Raw genomic sequence first — 26,342 nt, 5'->3', positions numbered from 1 at the left:
ATTAATAGTTAATACTGAGAATATTGTAGTAACCCATCAGTTATATTTAAAACTGATGGGTTACTTTTTAAGTTGAAGCTATTTGTTTCTTATTTGAGCAGAGATTAGGCACTAGAAATTCTTTTAAATTCTTATTCCTAGTGCCTTACTCCTAACCCCTAATATTACTTTTCAATATAATTAACAACTCCCTTTATAACAATATCTATAGTTCCATCCCCATTCCTATGTATTTGAAATCTATTTATATCATCATAGGCTTGTTCGTTTATATAAAGATCAATGTCCTTATCTATCTTTAATCTTATTCTTTTAAACTTTTTTTCTATCCAATCTCTATCTAATATTATATTATCTTGAACTCCTTCTGAAGAAACGTAATCCACAAAACTTGCTTTTTTTTCTTTGTCTTCGCCAAATATATGATCTGTTACTTCATGTAAGTTCAAGTTTTCTTCTTGTTTAAGCTTTTTCTTAATAGAACTCCTTACCTTTTCCGCCTTATCTGCATTTTCATTAAAGTTTGTTCTAGTCCATTCTTCTGCAGCTCTTACAAAGTTTTTGGTCATATCCCTTTCATTTTCAACAATTTTACAACCTAAAAACTTATTTATAAAATAGTTGGAGCCATACTCTTCTTCTTTATTCTTTTTTTGCTTATCCATAACTAGTAAATCATACTCTTGTTCTGGATCTATAAATTTTATAAATGCACATTTTTGTATCTTTTGACTGCTAGCTGGAAGTCCTGTATGGTCTGGAATTATATCTATATCAATTTTTTCTCCATTAAAGTTTATACTATGAGTGTAATTTTTAACATAATCCATCTTTATAATTCCAATCATATTTCCTCTTTCTGTTGATATACTTACTACTATAAGATCTGCGGAAGGTATATTCCCATTAGACTGCATTAATATGAATAATTGTCTCCCTATTTCCTTTGATACTTCTATGAAATTTCCTTGAGCAGATAAATATTCTTGGCTTAGCTCTTTTATGATATTTCTCTCTTCCTTAAACTTAGCATACTTAAGTTCTTCATCCTTTAAGCATCTTTGAATGTGTTTAAGTAGAAAGGTATATACTTCTTCATTTAATGTTAATCTTTGTTCATTCAATATAGGTTCATCCGCGTTGTTATCCAATACATGTATTATCGCTTCATTTATGTTTACCTCACTTATATAATCCACTTTAAACCCTCCATAAATAAAATAATTATAAGTACGTATTCCCCATTAATTATTAAGTATCCTTAAATAATTGTCAATTCACCTCAATTTCTGTAGAAATAAAGTAAAACGGTATATTACTATAATAAATAAAATTTGTAATCTTTTCAATATTATATCAATATATACTAAGTCGTAAATCCTTATAAATATTACATAAAAAAAAGCTCGCCATATAATGCGAGCTTTCCTTTTATATTATCTCAATTCTTGTTGCATCTGTGAAGCTTGACTTTTTACTTGTTGAACTTCATTTTGAGCAGCATCTTTAGTTTGATACCACCCCTTTTGTTTCATAGCATCAAAAACTTTATATTGTGTTCCCTCTACATTTTTAAAATTATTAACAAGTACTGCCCTTAGATTAGGACAAGAGGTTTCTGTAATCATTGTACTATAAGATGAAACTACTTGTTTTTCTGTAGCTAAAAGATCCTGCATTAATTCTTTTTCAGTTAAATTTGGTGAAGTATGCATATAAATTACCTCCTAAATTTATTTTAAATTTTATTTATTGATGAGATTCTAAATAAGATCTTAAATCACTAAAATTTTGCTTGTGAACTGCTGCTGATTGATGACATAGTTCTTTTAAGTGTTCATCTGTGCAATACTGAGCATATAAATTAAACTTTTTATTCATTAATGCTTCATAATTAAGTTCATCTTTAATAGCTCTTAAGTTATTTTCTTCTATTTGTTTACTTCCCATATTCATAAGTATTCCTCCTTAAACTTTTTTAAATTTCCTCCGACGTTATATATTTTGTCCTTATTTTATTTTAATATTTGTATATTTTATTAGCATAAGTTCCTTTATTTACTTTGTTTTAAAATATTTAATTGTAATAAATTATGATATAATCTTATTTATAAGGAGTGATTATATTGAAGGAACTAGAAGTTAAGATACTTGATATAAATTTAAATGAACTAAGAAATAAATTAAAAGTTTTAAATTGCTCAAAAGTAAAAGAAGAAAATCAAATAAATGATTTGTTTGATTTTCCAGATAAAACTTTATTAAAAGAACATGGCTATGCACGAATACGCACTGTAGAAGACCTACTTAGGAACTCTACTAACTTTTATTTAACTGTAAAAACCTTAAGTTCTAGCGAAAAATTTAAGGTGATGGATGAAAATGAAGTTGAAATAATGAGTGGTGAAGAAGGAAAAGCTATATTAAAAGCTTTAGGGCTTGAACTTACTCAAAGCATAAAAAAGTATAGAGAAAGTTATAAATATAAAAATGCTTTAATTGAAATAGATATTAATGAAGAAAGCTTTTGCCCTTTTCCTTATATAGAAATTGAAGCTCAAACTTCTGAAGAAATAGAAGAAGTAGTTAAAACTTTAGGTTATACTATGGAAGATACCACATCCAAAAGTATATATGAACTAATAGAATTATTTAAACAAAGAAAAGGATTATAATATGTTTGGTTATGTTACTCCTTGTAAAATGGAACTTAAGATAAAGGATTTTGAAAAATTCAAAGCTTATTATTGCGGATTGTGCAAAGCAATTAAAAATAACTGTGGAAATATTCCAAGAATGTCTTTAAATTATGATATGACCTTCTTAGGCATTTTATTGGATTCCTTAAAAGAAGATACTATAATCAGCACTAGAGAACATTGTGTTGTTCATCCTGTACAAAAGAAATTATTTATAATCGATAATGATGCTCTAAATTATGCAGCTTATTGTAATGTTATGCTGTTTTATTTTAAACTTTTAGATAATGTACAAGATGATAAAAGTATTAAAAGTAAGCTATCTTCTGTTATGCTAAAATATTATTTGAAAAAATATTTTAATAATTATAAAGAAATCACAGATTTTACAAGGGATAAGCTGCAAGAACTTTACAATATGGAAAAAAGTGCCCAAAAACATACATTAGATTCATTATGTCACCCATTTGGAGAGCTTACAGCTTACCTTTTATCATATACTATAACTGATAAAGTCATAAAAAAACACATGCAAGAATTCGGATATAATTTAGGCAAATGGATTTATGTAATAGATGCATTTGATGATTTACAAAAGGATATGGAAAATAATAAGTTTAATGCAATAAGTTCAGTGTTAAATACTGACAATTTAAATTATGAACACTTTAAAGAGGCTATTGAAAATAGGATAGAATTTACATTATTAAGTTGTGGAAGAACTTGTACTTACTTATTAGATAAGCTACCTATAAAAAGAAATTATGATTTACTTTATAACATATTGCAATTAGGAATGATTGAAAAAATTAACAAGGTTTTTAAAAGGAGTGTTTTTGAAAATGAGAAATCCCTATGAAGTGTTAGGTATTAAACAAGGAGCCTCTCAGGAAGAAATAAAAAAAGCTTATAGAGAACAGGCAAAAAAATATCATCCAGATCAATATGGTAATAATCCTTTAAAGGACTTAGCTGAAGAAAAGATGCGAGAACTGAATGAAGCTTATGATTATCTTATGAAAAACGGTCAAAGTACTTCATATAGTGGCTCTAATAATAATTACAACTCTTCTAATTCTAATAATTACAGCGATTATAATAGTATAAGAATGGATATACAAAATGGCAACTTTAATTCTGCTCAACAAAAGCTAGAAAATATCAATGTAAGAAATGCAGAATGGAATTACCTTATGGGACTTGTATACTTAAGAAAGGGTTGGCATGATTCCTCTTATCAATATATTCGAAATGCTTGTAACATGGACCCTTCAAATTCAGAATATAGAGAAGCCCTAAATCGTATCAATAGTATGAATAACTCTTATAGGGAACCTTATTATTCCACTAGAAGAAATGATAATGGTATGGGTGACTTATGCCTGAAACTTTATTGTGCTGACTGCTGCTGCGAATGTTTGGGTGGAGATTTAATTAGCTGTTGCTAATTTAGCACCCATAACAAGTTAAAATTAGGAGATGATGACTTTGAAAAGTTCTCATATATCAAAAGGAGGCCTACTCACAGCCCTTGGTGTTTTATTAATATACTTAAGCACCATAATACCTACAAATAAAATTTTTATATTAGGAATAGCTTCCTCCTTAACTCCTGTAGCTTTAATATCTACAAGTTTACAAAATACTATTACTGTTTACATTGCTACTTCAATTATAAGTTTTTTATTGCTAGGACTTAGAGGTCAAGTTATTTTATATATTATTTTCTTTGGAACCTATGGAATTATAAAATTTCTTATAGAAAGAATTAGAAATTCAAAGCTAGAATGGCTTTTAAAATATCTATTTTTTAATTTGTGCTTATTTTTGTGTTATCTTTTATACAAATTCTTATTTTTAGGAGAAGTTGATTTAACTAAAATCAAATTGCCTATACCTCTTTTTATTATAGCCTTAGAAATAGCCTTCTATTTTTATGACTATGTGTTAACTTATGCAATACATTATGTTAAGACAAAACTTCTAAGAAACTTATAAAAAACTGTTGACACATTTTAATAATTTGATATAATAATAAATGTCGACAATATGGTCGACAAAAAAATAGATATAATGCCCATTAGCCAAATGGTAAGGCACCTGCCTCTGGAGCAGGCATCCTGTTGGTTCGAGTCCAGCATGGGCAGCCATAAGAACTCTTGTTAATCAAGAGTTCTTCTTTTATAACTTTATAGGTATTGACATTAAAATCTATTTAGTATAAAATTTAATAAAATTTTATATTTAAAGGCTTTGAACAGGAGTAGTAGTAATTTTATTACTTTTAGCGAGCTGTTGTGTGGTGTAAAACAGTAGTAATGAATTATGAACTCGCCTTGGGAGCTTATCTGTAGAAAAACAGATACGGTTATTCCGTTAAAATTTTAAGTGAAAGCTAATCTTTAGCTTTAAATAGAGTGGTACCGCGGAGTTTAAACCTTCGTCTCTTTTATTAAGAGACGAAGGTTTTTTGTTTTATAAATAAATATATATATAAAATTCAAATTAAAGGGAGCGATAATATATGGCTAACTACAGCACAAAAATTGATGAAAAGTGGCAAAAAAAGTGGGAAGAATCAAAACTATATAAATTCGATAAAAATAATCCTGGAAAAAAGCTTTATGTTCTTGAAATGTTTTCTTATCCATCTGGAAGTAAACTTCATGCGGGACACTGGTTCAATTACGGACCTGTAGATTCATGGGCAAGAGTTAAAAAAATGCAAGGATATAATGTATTTCAACCTATGGGTTTTGACGCCTTTGGTCTTCCTGCAGAAAACTTTGCTATAAAAACAGGAATACATCCTTATGATTCCACAATGAAAAACATTGAAACCATGGAAAAGCAACTAAAAGCTATGGGAGCAATGTTTAACTGGGAAAATGAGGTTATAACTTGTAAAGAAGATTACTACAAATGGAACCAATGGTTATTTTTAAAGTTATATGAAAAGGGTCTTGCTTACAGAAAAAAAGCTCCTGTTAATTGGTGCCCTAGCTGTAATACTGTTCTTGCAAATGAGCAGGTTGTTGATGGCAGCTGCGAAAGATGCAGTACAGAGGTTACAAAAAAGAACTTAACTCAATGGTTCTTAAAAATTACAGATTATGCAGATGAGCTTTTAGAAAAGCTTGATACCCTAGATTGGCCTGAAAAAACAAAATCAATGCAAAAACACTGGATTGGAAGATCTACAGGAGCTGAAGTTAACTTTAAAATAGATAACTCTAATTTAGAGTTTAGTGTATTTACCACAAGAGCAGATACATTGTATGGTGTAACTTATGTGGTGCTTGCCCCTGAAAACGAACTAGTGGATAAGGTTACTACAAATGAATATAAAGAACAGGTAGAAGCATATAAAGATGAAACTAAAAAACAATCTGATATAGAAAGACAATCCATAACTAGAGAAAAAACAGGAGTATTTACTGGTTCTTATGCTATAAATCCTGTAAATGGACGCAAGGTTCCTATTTGGGTTGGAGATTACGTATTAAATACCTATGGTACTGGTGCAGTTATGGCCGTTCCAGCTCATGATGAAAGAGATTTTGCTTTTGCAACTAAATACAATCTTCCAATTGAAAGAGTTGTAGATGGCGGAGATCTTCCTTATACAGACCCAGGAACTATGATAAATAGTGAAGAATTCAATGGAATAAATTCTGAAGAAGCAAGAAGCGCTATTGTTAAAAAGCTTGAAGACAAAAAATTAGGCTCAGAAAAAATAAACTATAGATTAAGAGACTGGCTTGTATCTCGTCAAAGATATTGGGGTACACCTATTCCAATGATACATTGTGATAAGTGCGGAACTGTCCCAGTACCTGAAGATCAGCTACCAGTAAAGCTGCCATATGACGTTGAATTTGCTCCAGATGGTAAATCTCCTCTTGCTAAATCAGAGGAATTTATAAATACTACTTGCCCAGTATGCGGTGGTCATGCAAAGAGAGAAGCAGATACTTTGGATACATTTGTATGTTCTTCTTGGTATTACTTAAGATATGCAGATAATAAAAATGATAAAGAAGCTTTTAATTCTGAAATGATTAACGAAATACTTCCTGTGGATAAGTATGTAGGAGGCCCTGAACATGCTTGCATGCATCTTTTATATGCTAGATTTATTACAAAGGCACTTAGAGATATGGGCTATTTAAACTTTGATGAACCATTTACATCCTTAACTCATCAAGGCCTTATACTTGGACCTGATGGACAAAAAATGAGTAAGTCTAAAGGAAACACAATTTCACCTGATGATTATATAACTGAATTTGGTGCAGATGTGTTTAGAATGTATTTAATGTTTGGTTTTGATTATACTGAAGGCGGAGCATGGAGTGACGATGGAATTAAATCTGTAGCAAGATTTATAGATAGAGTTGAAAGAATACTAGGTTCTTCTAGAGAATATATCCAAAACCCTATAAATGATAAAAATACTGTAGATAAAACTGAAAAGGAATTAAACTTTATAAGACATTCCACTATTAAGTCTATAACAGAAGATGTGGAAAAAATGCAGTTTAATACTTGTATAGCAAGACTTATGGAGTTTACAAATGCTTTATCTAAATATTTAAGTGAAGAAAGTAAAAATGCTTCTTTCTTAAAAGAATGTATACTTGACTTTATAAAACTTATATCATCATTTGCTCCTCACTTTGGAGAAGAGCAATGGGACCTTTTCGGAAAAGATTTCTCTGTATTTAATGAGAAGTGGCCTGAATTTGATCCTAAAGCTTTAATTAAGGATGAAGTTGAAATAGCTATACAAATAAATGGCAAAATCAAAGCAAGAATAAATGTACCTTCTAATTTAACTGAAGATGCCATAAAAGAAGCCGCACTTACTTGTGATGAAATTCAAAAGAACACAGAAGGAAAAAATATAGCTAAAGTAATTGTTATAAAAGGCAAACTTGTAAATATAGTTGTAAAATAATATAAATAAAAATCCTGCTAATATTTTAGCGGGATTTTTATTTATATCTATCTAATGTTTTTTCTGTAGCATTTAATAAGTTATTTAATTCGGATACTTCCCCTTCTTCAACAAGTTTATTTAACTGAACTTGATACCTGGTAGATTCCGAAGTTTTACCAAGCGATGATAGCATTAGGATATTGTCCATAATATCTGATACTATATTAGATTTTACCTCAAATATTTTTTGAGCATCCTTTATTTCATCCTTTATTTCAAGCATTCTTTGATCTAGCTGAAATGCTGCGTCTGCTGCAACTTTAAGTTTATTTCTTATTTCCTTAGGTATATCATGCTTATATTTATAATTTAATGAATGCTCTATAGTTGCCCAAAAGTTCATGGCTAAGGTCCTTATTTGAAACTCTGCTAAAATATCCTTTGTCCCATCTGCCATATTAACAGGATATTTTACAATAACATGATAACTTCTATAACCACTTCCCTTTACGTTAGTAACATAATCCTTTTCATACATGATTCTCATATCACTTCTTTGGCGTATAAGCCCTACTACCTTTTCTATATCATCTACAAATTGACACATTACCCTAATACCAGATATATCTTCCATTTCGTATTCTATCTTATCTAAGGGTATGTCAAATTTATTTGCTTTTTCAAAAATACTTGATAATTCCTTAACTCTTCCTGTTACAAATTCTATAGGAGAATATTCATTTTTTCTTCTATATTCAGTTCTTATACTTCTAAACTTAACTTTTAGCTCTTCTACAGCCTGTTCATAAGGTATTAAAAAAGTTTTCCATTCCCTTATAGCCATATGAACGCCACCTTCCTTTTAATTCTTTATAATTATACTATACTAAATTTTGAATTCATAAAACACTTTTAAATATTTTTGATATAATAATATATATATACTACAAAAATATTGGGTTAAATGGTGATTAAAATGAGTAATAAAATTTTTTCAGATTTACAAAGCTTAGGCTTTGATAACTTAAACGATATAAATATATATAAAAAAGATAATAATACTTCAATTGTAGAGGATAAAAAAAAGGAAGTCAACAAATTATCCCATATCTACGAAAAGGAAGTATCCTGTCCTGTGTGCAACAATGTATTTAAAGCTAAAGCTGTGAAAACTTCTTCCTACAGGCTTGCCTCGAAAGATTCAGATCTCTTTATGAGATTTAGCCTTATAAATCCGTATTTTTACGATGTATGGATTTGTGATAATTGCGGATATGCATCGTTAAAAAATGACTTTGGTAGATTAAGTGACCTGCAAGTAAATGCCGTAATCACCAAAGTTAAATCTAAATGGAAGGGAAGGGAATATCCCGAAGAATACAATGAAGATATAGCTATTGAACGATATAAACTAGCCTTATTAAATTATATTGTAATAGGTTCTAAATCCAGCAAAAAAGCTATGACTTGCTTAAAAATAGCTTGGATGTATAGATTAAAAACTGATACGGAAAATGAAAATATTTTCTTAAGTGAATCTCTTAAAGGTTTTGAAGATGCTTATTTAAATGAAGATTTACCTATATACGGTATGGACAAGTTCACTTTAATCTATCTCATAGGAGAATTAAATCGAAGACTAGCTCAGGATGACAAGGCTTTAAAGTGGTTTGGAGATGTCATAACCTCTAAAGGTTCTAGTATAAAGCTTAAGGATTTGGCACGTGGCCAAAGGGATTTAATCAAAGAAAAACAAGCTATAGAAGAGTTAAAAACTACCGAGTTGCCTCCCTCCGTTGATTTAAGCAATGATGAATCTAAATCTAAAAATATAGGCTTTCTTTCAAAATTGTTTAAAAAAAGCTAAAGGCATAAGATAAACTTTATCTTATGCCTCTTAAATTATTATATAAATAAATTTACGTTTGAATCTTCAGCTTCTCCTAAGTAATATCCTACTCCACCTATCTTAACTCCATCTATAAGTTCTTCATGCTTTATTCCCATAACGTCCATGGACATTTGACATGCAACTATTTCTATGCCACTATCTATAGCTGACTGAATTAATTCTTCTAAGGAGCTTACATTTTTATTTTTCATAACATTTCTTATCATCTTCGCTCCCATTCCCATCATGTTCATGTTTGAAAGCTTTAATCGTCTGCTTCCTCTTGGCATCATCATTCCAAACATCTTATCCATAAATCCTTTTGCTACAGATACCTTTTCATGCTTTCTTAGTATATTTAATCCCCAGAAAGTAAAGAACATAGTAACCTTTTTGCCCATAGCAACAGCTCCATTAGCTATTATAAAGGATGCAATAGCCTTATCCAAATCTCCACTAAATACAACCAAAGTCTTGTTATCTTTAGATGGCATTGTTAAGTTTTCTACTCTACTAACTGCATTTTCATTAATACCCTTTTTAATCACTGCTGTAACCATACCCTTTTCCTTTTTAGCGTCTAAAAGTGTATTATTCGTTCTTTGACACCAAGATTTAATGTCCACATAAAAACCTGGATCAGATGCCTTAGCTTTTAGCACTTCCCCCTCTTTCATTGCACCCATTGTTGCATTAACCTGCATCAATGGACCAGGGCAGCTAAGTCCACATATATCTATTTCCTTAGTTATTTGTAAATCTTCCTGTGGATGATTTATCACTTTATTTTCAGACATATTCACATTATCCACACCTTTATTTGTATTATTAATTTTCATATGTGTATTATTCTCAAAATCGCTTTCATCTACATCGTCTGGTTTAAACTTAATCATTTCATAGGTCTTATATCCACCTGCTACATCTTTTGCATTAAATCCATGAGCTTTTAATATTCTTGCTGCAATGTATCCTCTAAGGCCGACTCTACAATATAACCATATTTCTTTATTTTTATCTAACTTATCTAAGTTTTCTCTTATAGTGTCTACAGGTAGATTTATAGAGTCCTCTATACTACCACTGTTAAATTCAATAGTTGAGGATACATCAACTAAAGTAACATTATTTTTATCTCTGTTATCCACATCAAAAGGGGATACCATTTCTATCTTTCCTGTAAGTACATTTTCTGCTACAAAACCTGCCATATTTACTGGGTCCTTTGCTGAAGAATATGGCGGCGCATAGGCAAGTTCTAACTCTGCTAAATCATATATAGTTCCATTAAGTCTTATTGCTGTGGCAATATCATCAATCCTCTTATCTACTCCATCATATCCACAGGCCTGAGCTCCAAGTATTCTTCCTTCATCATTAAATATAAGTTTTATAGACATTGGTATAGCTCCTGGATAATATGATGCATGAGATTGTGGATGAACATATACAACCTTATATGGCATATTATACTTTTGTAGTGTTCTCTCATTATTTCCAGTGCTTGCTGCAGTTAAATCAAATACTTTTATAATTGCAGTGCCTTGAGTTCCCTTAAAGGTTGACTTTATACCAGAAATATTATCTGCCGCTATTCTTCCTTGCTTGTTAGCAGGTCCTGCCAGAGCTATTGCCGCTTTACTTTTATTTATAAAATCTACTATTTCTACGGCATCTCCCACAGCATAAACATTTTCAATATTTGTTTCCATATTATCATTTACTATGATATGACCCTTAGGTCCTAATTCAATTCCACTATCCTTTAAAAATCCAGTGTCCGGACTTACTCCTATTGAAAGTACCACCATGTCAGCTTTTAATGTCTTTCCACTAGAAAGTACTACTGAAGTTCTTCCTCCTTCTTTCATAAAGGATTTTACTCCATCTCCAAGCACAAGTCCTACCCCGTTTTCTTGAAGTTCTTTTTCTGCATAAGCGACCATTTCAGAATCAAAAGGTGCAAGGATGTGTGGCGCTGCTTCAACTAGTACTGTTTTAACTCCTCTATGAGTTAAATTTTCTGCCATCTCAACCCCAATATATCCTCCACCTATAACCACTGCATTTTTAATGTTATTATTATCTACATAACCCTTAATTTTATCTGTATCCGGAATATTTCTTAATGTAAATATTGTTTCATTATCTATTCCTTCGATAGTTGGCTTTAAAGGCTTTGCTCCTGGTGAAAGTATTAGATAATCATAAGTTTCTTCATATTCACCTTTATTTTTACCTTTTACTTTAACCTTTTTATTTTTTACATCTATCTCTACAACTTCACTTTCTGTTCTTATATCCATATTAAATCTTGCAGACATTGCCTCTGGAGTTTGCACTATAAGCTTCTCTCTTTCCTTTATAGCTTCTCCAACATGATATGGAAGTCCACAATTTGCAAAGGAAATATACTCTCCTTTTTCAAACATTACAATTTCTGCTTCTTCATCTAATCTTCTAAGTCTTGCTGCTGCAGATGCCCCACCTGCAACTCCTCCGACTATTAAAACCTTCTTACTCATAGAATACCTCCATAAAAATTATTCTTCAAATAAAGCTTCAACTAACTTCCTAACTAAAGGGCTTGCCACGGTATAATTTATCTCAAGTCCATTTCGTTCACCTTTTATTATTCCTAAACTTCTTAACTTTTGCAGATGTTGTGATATGGTAGATTGAGGTGCGTTTAAGCAATTCTGCATATGTGTTACATTACAACCACCATTTTCTAAAAGTCCTTTTACTATACAAAGACGTACAGGGTGGGCAAGAGCCTTTAGGAGTTCTGCCTTTTCCTTAAATAATTCCTCGTTATAGTTATTCATTCTTATACCCCCTATCGCTATATTTATATATTATGTTTTTACGATATATTTGTCAACAATTTAGCCAGTAAAAATTATAAAATTTTTACTGGAGCAAAATCCAAATAATCACACGAGGTTAGACTATATTCTATTTCCTCTATCTTTCCCTGAAAATGACTTTCTTTATTCGCATTATGGATATGACCATATATTACCTTATCTACACTATACTCATTAAATATTTCTAACAATCCTGCATCTACTGAATTATTGATTATTGGAGGATAATGTATCATAACTATAAACTTATTAAATCCACTCTTTTTAGCTGACTCTAATGATAACTTAAGTCTTATAAGTTCCCTATCATATATCTTTTTATCATGCTCTGTAAATTTATCCGCTTCAGGCAAAATCCATCCTCTAGTACCACAAATAGCATACTCCCCATAAGAAAAGTAATTATTTTGTATAAATTTCATATCCTGATACATACTGTTCAGTTTTGATATACTAGTCCACCAGTAATCATGATTCCCCTTAATAAGTATCTTTCTCCCTGGAAGGTTATGTATCCATTCTAAGTCTATTTTACCATCTTCCATTTTCATAGACCAGGATATATCACCTGCAATTAAAACTGTATCCTCATTATTTACTGTATCCAGCCAATTCTCTTTAATCTTTTCTTCATGGTTAATCCATTTCTCTCCAAATATGCCCATTGGCTTATCTGCTTCAAATGACAAATGTAAATCTGATATTGCATATAATGCCATATTCTCACCTTCCGTCTAACGTTCCATCCATCTCCATTACATAGGCTATTACTTTAGCTACTACATCATAAATCTCATAGGGAATAGATTCTCCTACATCTACATTAGTAAGTAAATTGGCAAGTTCTTCATCGTAAACTACAGGAACACTATTTTCCTTTGCCTTTTCCAATATTTTATCAGCAACATGCCCCATACCAGCTGCTGTTACTATAGGTGCATCATAATTTTGTTCATATCTTAAAGCAGCAGCCTTTCTCTTCTTTTCCATATCATTCACCTCAAAATAGTTTATACCCTTGCATTTACATTACCTAAAAAGCTATCATCAAAAAAATCCCTACAATTTATTATATCAAATTTTTCTTCCTTTTTATCTACAGTTATACATATATTATAATTTAAATTTGTTAAGGATTCTGAAATACTATTTATATTATTCTTTAACAAGTTAATAAATTCCTTTTGAGATTTAATATTGATATCTATATTAGCATTATTGACACTTATAAATGCATCTACTTCTCCCATATTCTTAGTATTAATGGATGCTGCTATTTTTACGCTTTTACTGTCTATCTTTTTGCCCTTTTTTCTTTCATCCTTAATTATTAATTTACATTCATAATTACTATTATCCACATTTACAGGCACATCCATGTAATAATATTGATTAGATACTGAGTTAAACACTTTAAAATCATTTATATGCTGTTTTAAGAACCCGACTATTTTCCCTTCTGATAATATATTTTCTTCTTTAATGTTTTTTATTAGAGAACTTATTGTATTTTTAATTTCCTCAGTTTTCATATCTATATCTTGCTTTACCTTATCAGATAACATTTCCATGGCCTTGTGCTTAAAACTTTCATTTAACTTTTTTTCTATATTTGCATCCTTCTCTATTATTAAATTTTCAGGTTTAGCTTCCATTATATTTTTTTTATTTAGGTTACGGATATCCTCTAATTTAGTATTTTCATCATCATTTTCATTTAATCCTATTTCATTTAATTTTATGTCTTTTTCTGTATTACTTACTAAACTTTTAGGTAAATCTTTAAACTCCTTTGCTACTGGATCACTAAAATCATCTTTTCTTAAACTTAGTATACTGCCCTTTGGAGGTTCTTGAGATGTATTACTTTCCTTATATACACCACTTTGTTGAGGCATGCTATCTTCCTCAGATATATTACCTTCCCTGATAATATTATAGACAGATGCGCCTTCTTCCTTGAATATCTTATTAAAACTATCTATATTTTCAGAACTTAATTCTATATTATTTTCTATAAAAGTCATAATCTCTTTTGAGTTTAGCTCTGTAAGTTTATTAAAAAACACTTTAAGATTTTCTACTGCACCTTTTCCTTCTGCTGAACTAGGATTTATATTTTTATTTAATAAATACTTATTTATAAATGTATCGATATAATTTTCATCCTTATTGGCATTTTCTTTAAAGCTCTCTATAGATATAATATTTATTATATTTTCTTTAGTAAGAGGTATATTATGTTTTATCATATCCCTTAAAAGTCCATAATTTTCCCTTTTTATATTTAAACATTCATTCTTTAAAAAGTTTTCCAAAGAAGTATCCTCTATGATCTCCCCTTGGCTTTCTTGCCTTACAATTTTAAGCTTAATTTTCCCATCTTCAAAACCTTCAACTTTAAATTTTATTAGTTCTTCTGGGATAAGTTCCAAGGGCTTCTCAAGCTTAGCTGAAAATTGCCATCCGTCTAAAAGTTTTAATAAAATATCTTGCCCTGTTTCTTCTAGAGATACTATTCTTGCTGCAAAAACCTGACCTATTTCAAAAGAAATTTTCCCTTTGATTTTGCTTGAATTTATATTATAATTACTGTTTATATTTAAGATTCCAGCCATAAATCCTACCCACCTTTTTTATCCTATTATCGATTGACTTATAATAAACCTAAATAACATAAAAAACAAAATGGCAGCATCTAGATTTTACTAGATTACTACCATTTTAAATTAGTTACTTCGTGCTGCCTTTTTAGCCTCACTGTGAATTAGTGGTGATACGCTCTTATAAATTCCAAGAGTTATAGCTGATACCACAACACCTTTTATAAGGTTAAATGGCACTATGGACCATAATATAAATGTCTTTAAATCCTTTATTGCTGGGTTAACTGCACTTCCCATTTGTACAAAGGCTTCCATAGGAATATGAAGCACCTTTTGATATAGTGGTAAGAATAAATAATAATTTAAAACCCCAGCAACTATAGACATAAATATGCTACCTACTAATAAGGACATTACAGCCATCTTCTTTGATTTATTATATTTGTACATGTAACCTGCAACAAAAACCATAGCTCCTCCTACTAGGAAGTTAGCTAGTTCTCCAACAAAAGCTGTCTTTGTTCCCATAAGTCCATGTATTATATTTTTGAATAACTCTATAATTACACCTTCTACAGGACCTAATGCAAAAGCTCCTAAAAGTGCAGGTATATCACTTGCATCAATTTTTAAAAACTCTGGGAAAAGTGGTAGTGGCAATTCAATGTACTGAATTAAAAATGCAATAACACTTAATAATGAAATCTTAATAAGCTTGTTCAATTTAAAGTCTCTCATACTTTAACCCTCCTAATTTTATATATCTTCTTTGGGTTAGGTATAATAAAAAATCCCTGATGCTAACAAAATAACATCAGGGCGCAAATAGCTAAAGCCATTATACCTTCTTCCATCCAGACTATACTGTCGGCTTCGGAATTACACCGAATCAGCCTTTCGGCTCGCGGGCTTTACCGCCGGTGGGGACTCACACCCCGCCCTGAAGATAAAAATTAAATTTTTTTATTAATTTTTATTATAATCATATTATATTCTATATAGTCACAATTTTCAACTGGTACTTTTAGAAAATATAAACTAATTCATGTCCTTCATACTTAAAGATATTCTCTTTCTCTTTTCATCCACTTCTAATATCTTTACTTGAACGATATCTCCCACCTTAACTACATCTAAAGGATGCTTTACAAAGTTATCAGAAAGCTGACTTATATGAACTAATCCATCTTGATGCACTCCTATATCTACAAAGGCACCAAAGTCTGCTACGTTTCTTACTGTTCCCATAAGCATCATTCCTGATTTTAGCTGATTTATATCAATAACTCCAGTCTTAAGTATTGGCTTAGGTAATTCTTCTCTTGGATCTCTTCCTGGTTTTTTAAGTTCCTTTATTATATCAGTTAAAGTAGGTACTCCTATATTTAGCTTTTCTGCTAAAGGTTCTATCCCGATAACTTCTGCTCTTTTGTCTATATCTTGAAGTCTTTTACTCTTTAAGTCATCTTCAGTATAATTAAGAAGTTTTAAAAGATTTTTTGCTTCATCATATGATTCTGGATGCACAGAGGTATTGTCTAGTGCTTCCTTACTTTCTAATACCCTTAAAAATCCTGCACATTGTTCAAAAGCCTTAGCCCCAAGTCTTTTTACCTTTAAAAGCTCTTTTCTGCTTTTAAACTTGCCATTTTCCTCTCTATACGCCACTATATTTTGTGCTATTGATGAATTTACTCCTGAAATATAAGATAAAAGTGATGGAGTAGCCACATTTAAATCAACACCTACATTATTAACACAATCTTCTACTGTTCCCTTTAGAGATTCATCTAGCTTTTTAGCAGTTACATCATGCTGATACTGCCCTACTCCTATGGATTTAGGATCTATTTTTACAAGTTCTGCTAGTGGATCTTGAAGTCTTCTTCCTATAGATATAGCTCCTCTTATAGAAACATCTAAATCCGGATATTCCTTAGCTGCAAGTTCTGACGCAGAGTATACTGACGCGCCTGCTTCAGAAACTATCACATAGTACAAATCCTTGCCCCTTTCTTCTTTTACTTCCTTTATAAGTCTTCCTATAACTTCTTCAGACTCCCTGCTTGCAGTACCATTTCCTAGGGATATTACGTCTACATTATGTTTATATACAAGCTCCTTCAAAACCTTTATAGAGCCTTCTACATCATTTTGAGGTGCTGTGGCATAAACTGTAGCCTTTTCTAAAAACTTTCCTGTATCATCTAAAACTGATACTTTACATCCTGTTCTAAATCCAGGGTCATAACCTAAAACTACCTTACCCTTTATAGGAGCTTGCATAAGAAGTGCCTTTAAATTAGCTTTAAATATATTTATTGCTCCTTCTTCTCCCTTACTTGTAAGGTCTGACCTTATTTCTCTTTCTATAGAAGGATATATAAGCCTTTTTAAGGAATCCTCTACACTGTGTTCAAGATATGTATCTGTACTCTTATTTCCTTTTAAAACTCTGCCCTTTAAATACTGTATTATTCTTTCTTGGTCAACTGTTACCTTTACAGATAAAACCTTTTCTTTTTCTCCTCTATTTATTGCAAGTATTCTATGAGAAGGTATATTTCTCACAGCTTCCTTATATTCGTAATACATTTCATAAGGAGTTGGCTCATTACTTTCTCCCTTAGTTTCTATAAAACCTTCTCTAGTTACTAAGTTTCTTATCCACTTTCTATATTCAGCCTCATCAGATATTACTTCACTTATTATATCCTCAGCACCTTGGAGTGCTTCTCCTACTGAATTTACTCCCTTTTCCTCATCTATAAACTCTGATGCATATTCACTTATATCCTCTTTAAATTCTCCACTTAATATAACCTCAGCTAGTGGCTTTAATCCCTTTTCTTCAGCTATAGTTGCACGGGTTCTCTTTTTAGCTTTAAATGGTCTATATATATCCTCAACTTCTGTTAAGGTTTCACACTTTATGACACTTTGTTTAAGCTCTTCTGTAAGCTTTCCCTGTTCTCCTATGATTCTAATAACATCTTCTTTTCTATTTTCTAAATTTGTTAAATAATTAAGTCTTTCATAAAGTTCTCTAAGCACAGTATCGCTTAATCCACCTGTAGCTTCTTTTCTATATCTAGCTATAAAAGGAATCGTGTTTCCTTCATCTAATAACCCTACTACGCTCTTTACTTGACTTAAATTTATATTAAGCTCCTTCGAAAGTCTCTCATGAATATTGCTCATATATACTCCTCCGTTTCTCATTCATCTAACTTATTGGCTAAAATTTTATTAAATATAAGTTTTTTACTAAAGGTATAATACCCATTTAAATTTAATATATTTCTATGGAAATACTTTATTTAATAAGGAGAATTTATGTTTAAGAAATTCCTATATTATTGTACCACATTATTCCTTATTGTTTTCTATTTTAGCTTTAATTTATTCATCAACATAAAGCCCTTTGAAAGCTACAATGTACTTAAAACAATAGAAGCATTATCTTCTGACAAATATAAAGGACGACTTGCAGGAACTCTTGAAAATACAGAAGCCGCTTCTTTTATAAAAGAAAAATTTCAAGAAAATAGTCTTACTCCATTTTACGATAGTTATTATCAGTTTTTTACTACTAACTATCCAAATAAAATAGAGGGAACTCCTACTCTAAGGGTTATAAATACAAAAGGAGATGTAGTAAAAGAGTACTCTTACGGAAATGACTACAAGGAAGACCTGTTAAACTTCAAAGAAAACAAGGTTGTATTTTCAAAAAATGAGGCCTTTTTTAAAGAGGACTTTATTAAAATAGATACCGGAAATATCAATATGGTATTTTATGTTCCTGAAGAAGATACACTTTCTTTTAGAAGTTCTTTTATGTATAATGCTCCTTTGGATATGTATATAATGATTAAATCCTCTACAAAAAAGGATTTAGAAAGATTTCTTGGACTTGGATATATGGTGGAATGTTTTATCCCCTTTGAAGTTAAGCAAGCTTCCATTCCTAATGTAGTTGCGAAAATCAAAGGTAAAAAGCCTAACTACTCTCCTATAGTACTAGGTGCACATTTTGATCACCTAGGCAATGATTTACAAGGTAATTTATATGGCGGCGCACTAGACAACGCTTCTGGAATAGCCTTTATAATTGAAATGAGCAAATATTTAAAATCCCTAGGTGTCCCAGATAAGGATATAGCATTTGTAGGATTTAATGCTGAAGAATTTGGCTGCTTGGGTTCAGCAGAATTTGTTAAAGAGTATAAGCCTATACTTACAAATAGCAAGGTTTTTAACTTTGATATGATTGGAACTAATAATTCAGCTCCTCTTTGTATAATGGGCGGAAAAGAAGATACTGTAAATAATTCCTTTATCAAGTCAGCTGCGGGTACTTGTACTAGAAATAAGATATTCTTTAACTATCTATTTGATGATTCTAGTGACCATTCTTCCTTTAGAAAAGAAAATATAGATGCTATAACTTTTATAGACAATGATACCACAAGGATTCACACTCCTAATGATAAGGCTTCCTTTATAAGCCTGAAAAACATTGATAGATGTTTTAATGTAGTATATAAGGAGGTCATAAAATATGCATTTGGAAATAATCCATTGTATTTTTACTATAAACAAATGCTAATAGCCTCAGCATGTCTAACACTTATTGGCTTATTTATACTGTCAAAGATTAAAATAAGAGCAAATAATAAAATGTCTAGATAAAAATAATATTTAATCAATAATGGTTAATGTAAAAGGTTACTTTAAGTCACCTTTCTACATTAACCATTATTGATTAGAGACTTTTTAGATATTCATTTATAAACAAATCTATCTCTCCATCCATTACAGCACTTACATTACTGGTTTCAGCTAAAGTTCTATGATCTTTTACTAAACTGTATGGGTGAAATACATAGGATCTTATTTGACTTCCCCAACCTATATCCTTAAGTTCTCCAGTTAAATCTTCTATCCGCTCTTTGTGTGCAGCTTCTTTAAGTTCAATAAGCTTTGCCTTAAGCATCTTTAATGCAGTTTCACGATTTGAGTGCTGACTTCTTTCATTTTGACACTGAACTACTATACCTGTAGGTATATGGGTAATTCTAATTGCAGATTCCGTCTTATTTACATGCTGTCCACCAGCTCCCCCAGATCTATAAGTATCTACTTTTAAATCATCAGAATTTATATCTATGTCCTGATTTTCAGTAAGCTCTGGAAGTACTTCAAGAGAAGCAAATGAGGTTTGTCTCTTACCATTTGCATTAAAGGGTGATATTCTTACAAGTCTGTGTATACCCTTTTCTGCCTTTAAATAGCCGTAAGCAAAGTCACCTATTATATTTAACGTAACCCCTTTAATTCCAGCCTCATCTCCTGGTAAAAAGTCAATTGTCTCTACTTTAAATTCCTTCTTTTCTGCCCATCTTGTATACATTCTAAGAAGCATTTCAGTCCAGTCCTGTGCATCCGTACCTCCAACTCCTGCATGAAGGGTAATAATTGCATTGTTTCTATCATATTCTCCTGAAAGCATCGTTTCTATTCTGAGATTTTCTATTTCCTCATTTAAGTTAGACACTTCTTTTAATATAGCCTTAACTTCAGATTCATCTTCTTCCTCTGTGATTATGTCTATAAATTCTTCGCTATCTTGAGCTCTAGTATTTAAGTCATTGAATCTTCCTATTCTATCCTTAAGAAACTTTTCTTCCTGTGTTATTTGCTGCGCTCTATCCAAATTGCCCCAAAAATCTGGCTCTTGCATTATATTATGTAGTTCTTCTATTCTCGATTGAAGTCTTGGGAGGTCAAAGTGAACCACCTATTTCCTTTAAAGTGTTCTGCATCTTTACTAAATCTTCTTTCGCTTCTTGTAATTTTATAAGCACCTTAACTTCACCCCTTTATATTTCTTTGATTGTATAACAGAATGGAGAGGTAGTTTACCCACCTTCTCCATTCAAACAATGCTTATATTAAATTTTAATTATGCTTCTCTTCCACAGCAATTTTTATACTTTTTCCCGCTTCCACATGGACATAAGTCATTTCTTCCCACTTTATGTTCCTTTTTTACAGGTTCCTTTTTTACTCCATCTCCACTTTCATAGTTAGTAGCAGTTTCCTTTGCTACTCTTTCCCTTTCAGGAGCACTTTGAATTTGAACATGGAATAAATACTTTACAGTATCTACTTTAATACCATAAATCATTTCATCAAACATTTCACTTCCTTCAAACTGATAAGCTTGAACTGGATCCTGCTGCTTATATGCTCTAAGTCCCATACCTTGTTTTAAGTGATCCATGTTATCGATATGATCTATCCACTTGGTATCAACAACTCTTAATATTATAACTCTCTCTATTTCTCTCATTTGTTCAGAAGTAAAGTCTTCTTCTTTTTCTTCATACATATTTTTAGCTATAGTTAAAAGTTTTTCCTTTATTTCTTCATGAGATAATACAGATAGCTGTTCAACTTTTACATAATCCTTTGGTAAATATATATCTTCAAGATAATCTATAAGCTTTGCTATATCACCTTCAAGGTCATCCTCTACTCCTGAAATGTGTGAATCCACTGCAGCGTATATGACTTCTCTTATCATTTGCTGAACTTGGTCCTTTAAATCCTCACCTTCTAAAACTTCAGAACGCTGTTTATATATTATTTCTCTTTGCTTATTTATAACATCATCATACTGAATAAGAGTTTTTCTAACATCAAAGTTATTTCCTTCTACCTTCTTTTGAGCATTTTCTATAGCTCCGCTAACCATTTTACTTTCTATTGCTTCATCATCACCAAGACCTAATTTCTCAACTATTCCCTTTAGCTTATCAGATCCAAATATTCTCATAAGATCATCTTCTAAGGATACAAAAAATCTTGATTCACCTGGATCTCCTTGACGACCTGAACGTCCTCTCAACTGATTATCTATTCTTCTAGATTCATGTCTTTCTGTACCTATTATCTTAAGTCCGCCTGCTTCTGTTACTCCTTCACCAAGCTTAATATCAGTACCACGGCCTGCCATATTTGTTGCAATAGTTACCATACCATATTCACCAGCATGAGCTACTATTTCAGCTTCTTTTTCATGATACTTAGCATTAAGGACTTGATGCGGAATTCCCTTCTTCTTTAGCATTTCAGAAATAAGCTCAGACTTCTCTATACTTACGGTACCTACAAGTGTTGGTTGGCCCTTTTTATGTGTTTCTATTATTTCTTCTACTATGGCCTTATATTTACCCTTTGCAGTTTTATAAATCACATCTGGCTGATCTTTTCTTACAACTGGCTTATGAGTTGGCACTACTATAACATCTAATCCATATATTTCTCTAAACTCATTTTCTTCTGTTAAGGCTGTACCTGTCATACCAGAAAGCTTTTTAAATATTCTAAAGTAATTTTGGTAAGTTATCGTAGCTAAAGTTTTAGATTCTCTTTCTACTTTAACCCCTTCCTTTGCTTCTATGGCTTGATGAAGACCGTCACTATATCGTCTACCTTCCATTACTCTTCCAGTAAACTCATCAACTATTACTACTTCATCATCTTTTACTATATAGTCCTTTTCTTTCTTCATCATATAGTTAGCCTTTAACGCCTGAACTACATGATGTTGAACTTCCATATTTTCTGGATCTGCATAGTTTTCTAATCTAAAGTATCTTTCAGCCTTCTCTATACCTTCATCGGTAAGTATTACTGAATTTGCCTTTTCATCTGTAGTAAAGTCTTTTTCTTTTACTAATGACTTAGCAAAATAATCTGCTACCTTATAGAACTCCGTAGATTTTTCTCCTTGACCAGAAATTATAAGCGGCGTTCTAGCCTCATCTATAAGTATTGAGTCAACTTCGTCCACTATAGCAAAGTTAAGAGGTCTTTGAACTCTTTCTTCTTTGTATATAACCATGTTATCTCTTAAATAATCAAATCCAAATTCACTATTTGTTCCATATGTAATATCTGAATTATATGCTTCTTGTCTCTCTGATGGTTCTAATTCATGTAAAATAACTCCTACCTTAAGTCCTAAAAACTCATAAACAGGATTCATTATGTCTCTGTCTCTTTTTGCAAGATAATCGTTAACTGTGACTATGTGAACACCTTTACCTGATAGAGAATTTAAATATGCCGGAAGTGTTGCAACTAAAGTCTTTCCTTCACCTGTTTTCATTTCTGCTATTCTTCCTTGATGAAGGACAATCCCCCCCATAAGCTGTTCTCTATAATGCTTAAGTCCTATGCTTCTCCATGAAGCTTCTCTAACCACCGCAAATGCTTCTACTAATATATCATCTAAGGTTTCACCCTTAGCTACTCTCTCTTTAAATTCTGATGTCTTATTTTTTAACTCTTCATCACTTAATGATTTTATTTTTTCATCTAATGCATCTATCTTATCAACTATAGGTACTATTCTTTTTAATTCCCTATCACTATAACTCCCAAATATCTTTTCCATTAAACCCATATTTTTTCATCCTCGCTATATAAAATATTTATTGTATACCTTATAGATTATAACACCTAATTTATTTGTATTCAACTTATTGTGGCTTTTGTTAATTCTAAATTCTTATTTCTATCATCTTCAAAATATAAGACAATTAATATAACCAAGCTCTATAATTGAAATATTTATTTTTTAATTTATCTACACCCCAAATTAAAATAGAGGGATTTCTCCCTCTATTTCACTATCTTTCTGGTTCTATTAACCCATAATCTCCATCTTTTCTCTTATAGATTACATTTACTTTTCCATTATCGTCACTTTCAAACACATAGAAATTATGTCCTAAAAGCTCCATTTGAAGCACAGCCTCTTCTGCAGACATTGGTTTCATTGCAAATCTCTTTGTTCTTACTATGGCTGGTTCTGAGGTATCCATATATTTATCTTCAAAGCTTGAAATATACTGAAATCTTAGAGAATCTCCATTATTTCTTCTTTGAAGTTTTGTTTTTTGCTTTCTTATTTGTCTTTCTAATTTATCTAATACTAAATCTATAGATGCATACATATCATCGCTAGTTTCTTCTCCCCTTAATATAACTCCATTAAAAGGTATTGTAACTTCGATAGTATGATCATTCTTATAAACACTTAGTGTAGCAGTTACCTCAACATTTGGACTAAAATACTTACTAAGTTTGTCCAACTTCTTTTCCACTATACTTTTCAAAGCATTGGTAAGTTCTATGTTTTTCCCTTTTATAGTTACTCTCATTATCTTCAGCCCCTCTCTTTAACTCTTAATAGAGTAATGTCTTGTTGTTAATTCTATTTTAATACGAATTGCAACAAATAACAAGTAGAATTTTTAGAATTTACAAAATATTAAATTAAATTTCAAAATCCAACAAAGTTTCGACAAAAAATAAAATCTTATTGCTTAAAAACAATAAGATTTTTATATTAAGTTAGCTGACCTGATCTTTGACCCCACACTCGCCTGCTGGAGCTTTTGCTACCCAGAATTACCCTCTCACTACTTACACTCTCGTTAAGATACAAACCGTATCTCTTCGGCAGGACTTACTTCTAAGCCGCACCATGATCATTAAACATTTTATTTAATTTACGTGGATCGTTTTGCCTGCGACTGGCATCGACTTTCAATCACAGACCTAACTCAATATAATAAAATTATACCTTACTTTTCGCTGCAGTCAAGATATTAATTTTTTCCACTCCAGATTTTATTAGTTCATACGAGCAAAAATATGCCGTAGACCCTGTAGTAAACACGTCATCCACCAACAATACTTTTTTATTTTTTATCATATGAGATTTCTTAACTTTAAAACAATCCCTCATATTTTCCCATCTCTGTTTTTGACTTAATCCTATCTGATCCTTAGTTTCCTTTGTTTTTATGAGACAGTGTGCCACAGGTATATTAAGTTCCTTGCTTAATAAATTACACAAAAACTTGCTTTGATTATACCCCCTAGACTTTAATGATCTTTTAGTCATAGGAACATAAGTAATAAAATCTATATCATAATCTAAATTTTTAATTCTATCCCTCATATAAGAGGCTATTACTTCTCCACTTTGGAAATCACTTTTGTATTTAAGTCTTCTTATAAGTTCCATCATAGTTCCTGTATAGTATGCGGCACTATAACAATTTATAAACTTATCTAAACATCTCATGGTATAAACATTATGAGACAAAACTATATACTTCTTGCATTCATCACATAGGTCAATTTTCTCTAGATAGCTTTCACATATTATACATTGAGACTTATTATCATATATAACTTCAAAAATACATTCCTTAATAAATTCTAATAACTTAAGAAACCCATATCCCATGCTTCTTTATTAAAACTCCTTGCTAACTCTTTAGCCTTATCCATATCCTCAGTTTCTTCATTTGATACATATATAACTTCTTTAAAATTTGATTCATAAGAATTTATAACTCCACAAAAGTGAAATAATTTTTTGTAATCATATAGCTTATAATCTGCGAAAAATACCATTAGATTTGCATTCGCAAAATACGTAGGTATATTCTCGAAGGTATATGTTATAAGAACCGCGCTTTTCACCTTAGCAAATTTTAAAAAACTTTTTTCTTTCCCCTCTTCCCAAGAACATAACACACCCTTATTTAACTTTTTACAGTAAAACCTTATATAGCTAGCTACCTTCAATCCCTTTTCTAGATCAGGTATATATATTACTACCTTTCTATCCTCATAAAGGGACCACTTTAAATAGTCATATATTATATATGGTATGTCTTCTTCTAAGTTTATCTTTGTAGTTATGGTTCTAGGTTCAACGATAGGATGAGGCCATTCACTTACAGGTATAATTATTTCCCTTTTCCCTTTAAATATACTTTCTACCCCACAGTATATAAATTTACCTTCATCCTTACTCATCCTCGCCATTATGTCTATGATTTCATATGAAGTATGATGAGGAAATGCTCTAGTATCATCAAATATAACCAAATCAAAATCTCTCATAATTTCCAATGCATTAGCCGCTTTAGCTATGATAAATTTACTTTTGAGTTTAATATCTCCTCGCCTCAGATAACTGTACCCTCTAAAACTGCTATTCTTTTTTATTTTTTCTAGAATATCTACATATTCTTCATCTTCATTACTTATATACAATATGCTTTTTCCTTTATTCATATACTCTAAGATACTATATATGAATATATCTGTAGATGCACAAGGAATGGTTATAATATTTAAAAATTGTTCATTTGAATATAACCATCTTTCTATTAATTGAGATACTTTTTTTCTTTTCTCTCTTATTACAGCATTTTTAGTATTCATATACTTCAC

At 31.0% G+C, this 26,342-nt stretch carries 23 protein-coding genes, 1 tRNA gene, 1 riboswitch and 1 other annotated feature; of the genes, 8 read left to right on the top strand and 16 right to left on the bottom strand.

Annotated features, from left to right (window positions below):
* Positions 1-164: 164 nt before the first annotated feature.
* The 3 genes from BSD9I1_RS01190 to BSD9I1_RS01180 all read right to left on the bottom strand — a co-directional run bounded on the left by BSD9I1_RS01190 (position 165) and on the right by BSD9I1_RS01180 (position 1,956).
* On the bottom strand, positions 165-1,199 hold the full coding sequence (locus tag BSD9I1_RS01190; protein ID WP_035304783.1) for a nucleoid-associated protein: 1,035 nt from the start codon (positions 1,197-1,199) through the stop codon (positions 165-167).
* Between the two features lie 237 nt (positions 1,200-1,436).
* Entirely contained in the window at positions 1,437-1,715 is a 279-nt protein-coding gene (locus BSD9I1_RS01185) for a spore coat protein (protein WP_186428774.1), read from the bottom strand.
* A 34-nt stretch (positions 1,716-1,749) separates the two neighbouring features.
* Positions 1,750-1,956 carry a hypothetical protein gene (locus BSD9I1_RS01180; protein WP_186428773.1) on the bottom strand — a complete coding sequence of 69 codons (207 nt, stop codon included), beginning with the start codon at positions 1,954-1,956 and terminating at the stop codon, positions 1,750-1,752.
* 170 nt (positions 1,957-2,126) lie between these two features.
* Between BSD9I1_RS01180 and BSD9I1_RS01175 the strand changes: the two genes are divergently transcribed.
* From BSD9I1_RS01175 to leuS, 6 genes are all read left to right on the top strand, one after another.
* Positions 2,127-2,675 (top strand): class IV adenylate cyclase, encoded by a 549-nt coding sequence (locus BSD9I1_RS01175; protein WP_186428772.1) that lies wholly within the window; start codon positions 2,127-2,129, stop codon positions 2,673-2,675.
* Position 2,676: 1 nt separating this feature from the next.
* Positions 2,677-3,558, top strand: coding sequence for a DUF5685 family protein (locus BSD9I1_RS01170; protein WP_186428771.1), 882 nt, complete (start codon positions 2,677-2,679; stop codon positions 3,556-3,558).
* The gene (locus BSD9I1_RS01165) at positions 3,542-4,147 is read left to right on the top strand and encodes a DnaJ domain-containing protein (RefSeq protein WP_186428770.1); all 606 of its coding nucleotides are present in this window, start codon (positions 3,542-3,544) and stop codon (positions 4,145-4,147) included. Before BSD9I1_RS01170 ends, BSD9I1_RS01165 begins: the two co-directional genes overlap by 17 nt.
* A gap of 34 nt (positions 4,148-4,181) precedes the next feature.
* Positions 4,182-4,697 carry a hypothetical protein gene (locus BSD9I1_RS01160; protein WP_242966375.1) on the top strand — a complete coding sequence of 172 codons (516 nt, stop codon included), beginning with the start codon at positions 4,182-4,184 and terminating at the stop codon, positions 4,695-4,697.
* Positions 4,698-4,773: 76 nt separating this feature from the next.
* Positions 4,774-4,849 (top strand) — tRNA-Gln (locus BSD9I1_RS01155).
* A gap of 94 nt (positions 4,850-4,943) precedes the next feature.
* Positions 4,944-5,150, top strand: a binding site (T-box leader).
* A gap of 73 nt (positions 5,151-5,223) precedes the next feature.
* Complete coding sequence (leuS, locus tag BSD9I1_RS01150) at positions 5,224-7,659, top strand: leucine--tRNA ligase (protein ID WP_186428768.1); 2,436 nt, start codon at positions 5,224-5,226, stop codon at positions 7,657-7,659.
* Between the two features lie 37 nt (positions 7,660-7,696).
* On the opposite strand, the gene BSD9I1_RS01145 is transcribed toward leuS, so the two are convergent.
* Positions 7,697-8,485 (bottom strand): GTP pyrophosphokinase family protein, encoded by a 789-nt coding sequence (locus BSD9I1_RS01145; RefSeq protein ID WP_035304774.1) that lies wholly within the window; start codon positions 8,483-8,485, stop codon positions 7,697-7,699.
* A gap of 132 nt (positions 8,486-8,617) precedes the next feature.
* Between BSD9I1_RS01145 and BSD9I1_RS01140 the strand changes: the two genes are divergently transcribed.
* Positions 8,618-9,508, top strand: coding sequence for a DUF2225 domain-containing protein (locus BSD9I1_RS01140; protein WP_186428767.1), 891 nt, complete (start codon positions 8,618-8,620; stop codon positions 9,506-9,508).
* Positions 9,509-9,546: 38 nt separating this feature from the next.
* Here the strand turns inward: BSD9I1_RS01140 and BSD9I1_RS01135 are convergent, their stop codons facing one another.
* From BSD9I1_RS01135 to BSD9I1_RS01105, 7 genes are all read right to left on the bottom strand, one after another.
* Positions 9,547-12,057 (bottom strand): CoA-disulfide reductase, encoded by a 2,511-nt coding sequence (locus BSD9I1_RS01135; protein ID WP_186428766.1) that lies wholly within the window; start codon positions 12,055-12,057, stop codon positions 9,547-9,549.
* 18 nt (positions 12,058-12,075) lie between these two features.
* Positions 12,076-12,360, bottom strand: a complete 285-nt coding sequence (locus BSD9I1_RS01130) for a helix-turn-helix transcriptional regulator (RefSeq protein WP_035304770.1) — start codon at positions 12,358-12,360, stop codon at positions 12,076-12,078.
* A 74-nt stretch (positions 12,361-12,434) separates the two neighbouring features.
* A complete protein-coding gene (locus tag BSD9I1_RS01125) occupies positions 12,435-13,121 on the bottom strand; it encodes a metallophosphoesterase (protein ID WP_186428765.1) in 687 nt (228 codons plus the stop codon).
* A gap of 4 nt (positions 13,122-13,125) precedes the next feature.
* Entirely contained in the window at positions 13,126-13,392 is a 267-nt protein-coding gene (locus BSD9I1_RS01120) for an EscU/YscU/HrcU family type III secretion system export apparatus switch protein (protein WP_186428764.1), read from the bottom strand.
* A 20-nt stretch (positions 13,393-13,412) separates the two neighbouring features.
* The gene (locus tag BSD9I1_RS01115; RefSeq protein WP_186428763.1) at positions 13,413-15,020 is read right to left on the bottom strand and encodes a hypothetical protein; all 1,608 of its coding nucleotides are present in this window, start codon (positions 15,018-15,020) and stop codon (positions 13,413-13,415) included.
* A gap of 111 nt (positions 15,021-15,131) precedes the next feature.
* Positions 15,132-15,746, bottom strand: a complete 615-nt coding sequence (locus BSD9I1_RS01110; RefSeq protein WP_035304762.1) for an ECF transporter S component — start codon at positions 15,744-15,746, stop codon at positions 15,132-15,134.
* A gap of 100 nt (positions 15,747-15,846) precedes the next feature.
* A riboswitch (FMN riboswitch) is annotated at positions 15,847-15,960 on the bottom strand.
* Between the two features lie 86 nt (positions 15,961-16,046).
* Positions 16,047-18,209 (bottom strand): Tex family protein, encoded by a 2,163-nt coding sequence (locus tag BSD9I1_RS01105; protein WP_186428762.1) that lies wholly within the window; start codon positions 18,207-18,209, stop codon positions 16,047-16,049.
* Positions 18,210-18,344: 135 nt separating this feature from the next.
* On the opposite strand from BSD9I1_RS01105, the gene BSD9I1_RS01100 reads away from it, so the two are divergent.
* Positions 18,345-19,703, top strand: a complete 1,359-nt coding sequence (locus tag BSD9I1_RS01100) for a M28 family metallopeptidase (RefSeq protein ID WP_186428761.1) — start codon at positions 18,345-18,347, stop codon at positions 19,701-19,703.
* Positions 19,704-19,776: 73 nt separating this feature from the next.
* On the opposite strand, the gene prfB is transcribed toward BSD9I1_RS01100, so the two are convergent.
* The 5 genes from prfB to BSD9I1_RS01075 all read right to left on the bottom strand — a co-directional run bounded on the left by prfB (position 19,777) and on the right by BSD9I1_RS01075 (position 26,333).
* Positions 19,777-20,878, bottom strand: a protein-coding gene (prfB, locus tag BSD9I1_RS01095; RefSeq protein WP_186428760.1) for a peptide chain release factor 2 whose coding sequence is annotated in 2 segments (ribosomal slippage) — positions 19,777-20,799 and positions 20,801-20,878 — 1,101 coding nt in all. Because the reading frame shifts where the segments join, the coding sequence is not laid out codon by codon here.
* Between the two features lie 98 nt (positions 20,879-20,976).
* Positions 20,977-23,487, bottom strand: coding sequence for a preprotein translocase subunit SecA (gene secA / locus BSD9I1_RS01090; RefSeq protein WP_186428759.1), 2,511 nt, complete (start codon positions 23,485-23,487; stop codon positions 20,977-20,979).
* Between the two features lie 226 nt (positions 23,488-23,713).
* On the bottom strand, positions 23,714-24,247 hold the full coding sequence (gene hpf, locus BSD9I1_RS01085; protein WP_035304752.1) for a ribosome hibernation-promoting factor, HPF/YfiA family: 534 nt from the start codon (positions 24,245-24,247) through the stop codon (positions 23,714-23,716).
* Positions 24,248-24,666: 419 nt separating this feature from the next.
* Entirely contained in the window at positions 24,667-25,344 is a 678-nt protein-coding gene (locus BSD9I1_RS01080) for a ComF family protein (protein ID WP_186428758.1), read from the bottom strand.
* Positions 25,317-26,333, bottom strand: a complete 1,017-nt coding sequence (locus tag BSD9I1_RS01075) for a hypothetical protein (protein ID WP_186428757.1) — start codon at positions 26,331-26,333, stop codon at positions 25,317-25,319. The genes BSD9I1_RS01080 and BSD9I1_RS01075 overlap by 28 nt, the downstream gene beginning before the upstream one ends.
* Positions 26,334-26,342 lie beyond the last annotated feature (9 nt).

It is taken from the genome of Clostridium sp. BSD9I1 (assembly GCF_900185645.1).
Classification (GTDB): Bacteria; Bacillota; Clostridia; order Clostridiales; family Clostridiaceae; genus Clostridium_AK.
Note: the sequence above shows the minus strand (reverse complement) of the source record. Positions and strands in the feature narration are given on the sequence as shown.

Excerpts from the sequence above, each read along its gene's own strand:
- BSD9I1_RS01185 (WP_186428774.1), bottom strand. The coding sequence starts at position 1,715 with ATGCATACTTCACCAAATTTAACTGAAAAAGAATTAATGCAGGATCTT.
- BSD9I1_RS01180 (WP_186428773.1), bottom strand. The coding sequence starts at position 1,956 with ATGAATATGGGAAGTAAACAAATAGAAGAAAATAACTTAAGAGCTATT.
- BSD9I1_RS01170 (WP_186428771.1), top strand. The coding sequence starts at position 2,677 with ATGTTTGGTTATGTTACTCCTTGTAAAATGGAACTTAAGATAAAGGAT.
- BSD9I1_RS01165 (WP_186428770.1), top strand. The coding sequence starts at position 3,542 with ATGAGAAATCCCTATGAAGTGTTAGGTATTAAACAAGGAGCCTCTCAG.
- BSD9I1_RS01160 (WP_242966375.1), top strand. The coding sequence starts at position 4,182 with ATGACTTTGAAAAGTTCTCATATATCAAAAGGAGGCCTACTCACAGCC.
- leuS (WP_186428768.1), top strand. The coding sequence starts at position 5,224 with ATGGCTAACTACAGCACAAAAATTGATGAAAAGTGGCAAAAAAAGTGG.
- BSD9I1_RS01145 (WP_035304774.1), bottom strand. The coding sequence starts at position 8,485 with ATGGCTATAAGGGAATGGAAAACTTTTTTAATACCTTATGAACAGGCT.
- BSD9I1_RS01140 (WP_186428767.1), top strand. The coding sequence starts at position 8,618 with ATGAGTAATAAAATTTTTTCAGATTTACAAAGCTTAGGCTTTGATAAC.
- BSD9I1_RS01135 (WP_186428766.1), bottom strand. The coding sequence starts at position 12,057 with ATGAGTAAGAAGGTTTTAATAGTCGGAGGAGTTGCAGGTGGGGCATCT.
- BSD9I1_RS01130 (WP_035304770.1), bottom strand. The coding sequence starts at position 12,360 with ATGAATAACTATAACGAGGAATTATTTAAGGAAAAGGCAGAACTCCTA.
- BSD9I1_RS01125 (WP_186428765.1), bottom strand. The coding sequence starts at position 13,121 with ATGGCATTATATGCAATATCAGATTTACATTTGTCATTTGAAGCAGAT.
- BSD9I1_RS01120 (WP_186428764.1), bottom strand. The coding sequence starts at position 13,392 with ATGGAAAAGAAGAGAAAGGCTGCTGCTTTAAGATATGAACAAAATTAT.
- BSD9I1_RS01115 (WP_186428763.1), bottom strand. The coding sequence starts at position 15,020 with ATGGCTGGAATCTTAAATATAAACAGTAATTATAATATAAATTCAAGC.
- BSD9I1_RS01110 (WP_035304762.1), bottom strand. The coding sequence starts at position 15,746 with ATGAGAGACTTTAAATTGAACAAGCTTATTAAGATTTCATTATTAAGT.
- BSD9I1_RS01105 (WP_186428762.1), bottom strand. The coding sequence starts at position 18,209 with ATGAGCAATATTCATGAGAGACTTTCGAAGGAGCTTAATATAAATTTA.
- BSD9I1_RS01100 (WP_186428761.1), top strand. The coding sequence starts at position 18,345 with ATGTTTAAGAAATTCCTATATTATTGTACCACATTATTCCTTATTGTT.
- secA (WP_186428759.1), bottom strand. The coding sequence starts at position 23,487 with ATGGGTTTAATGGAAAAGATATTTGGGAGTTATAGTGATAGGGAATTA.
- hpf (WP_035304752.1), bottom strand. The coding sequence starts at position 24,247 with ATGAGAGTAACTATAAAAGGGAAAAACATAGAACTTACCAATGCTTTG.
- BSD9I1_RS01080 (WP_186428758.1), bottom strand. The coding sequence starts at position 25,344 with ATGGGATATGGGTTTCTTAAGTTATTAGAATTTATTAAGGAATGTATT.
- BSD9I1_RS01075 (WP_186428757.1), bottom strand. The coding sequence starts at position 26,333 with ATGAATACTAAAAATGCTGTAATAAGAGAGAAAAGAAAAAAAGTATCT.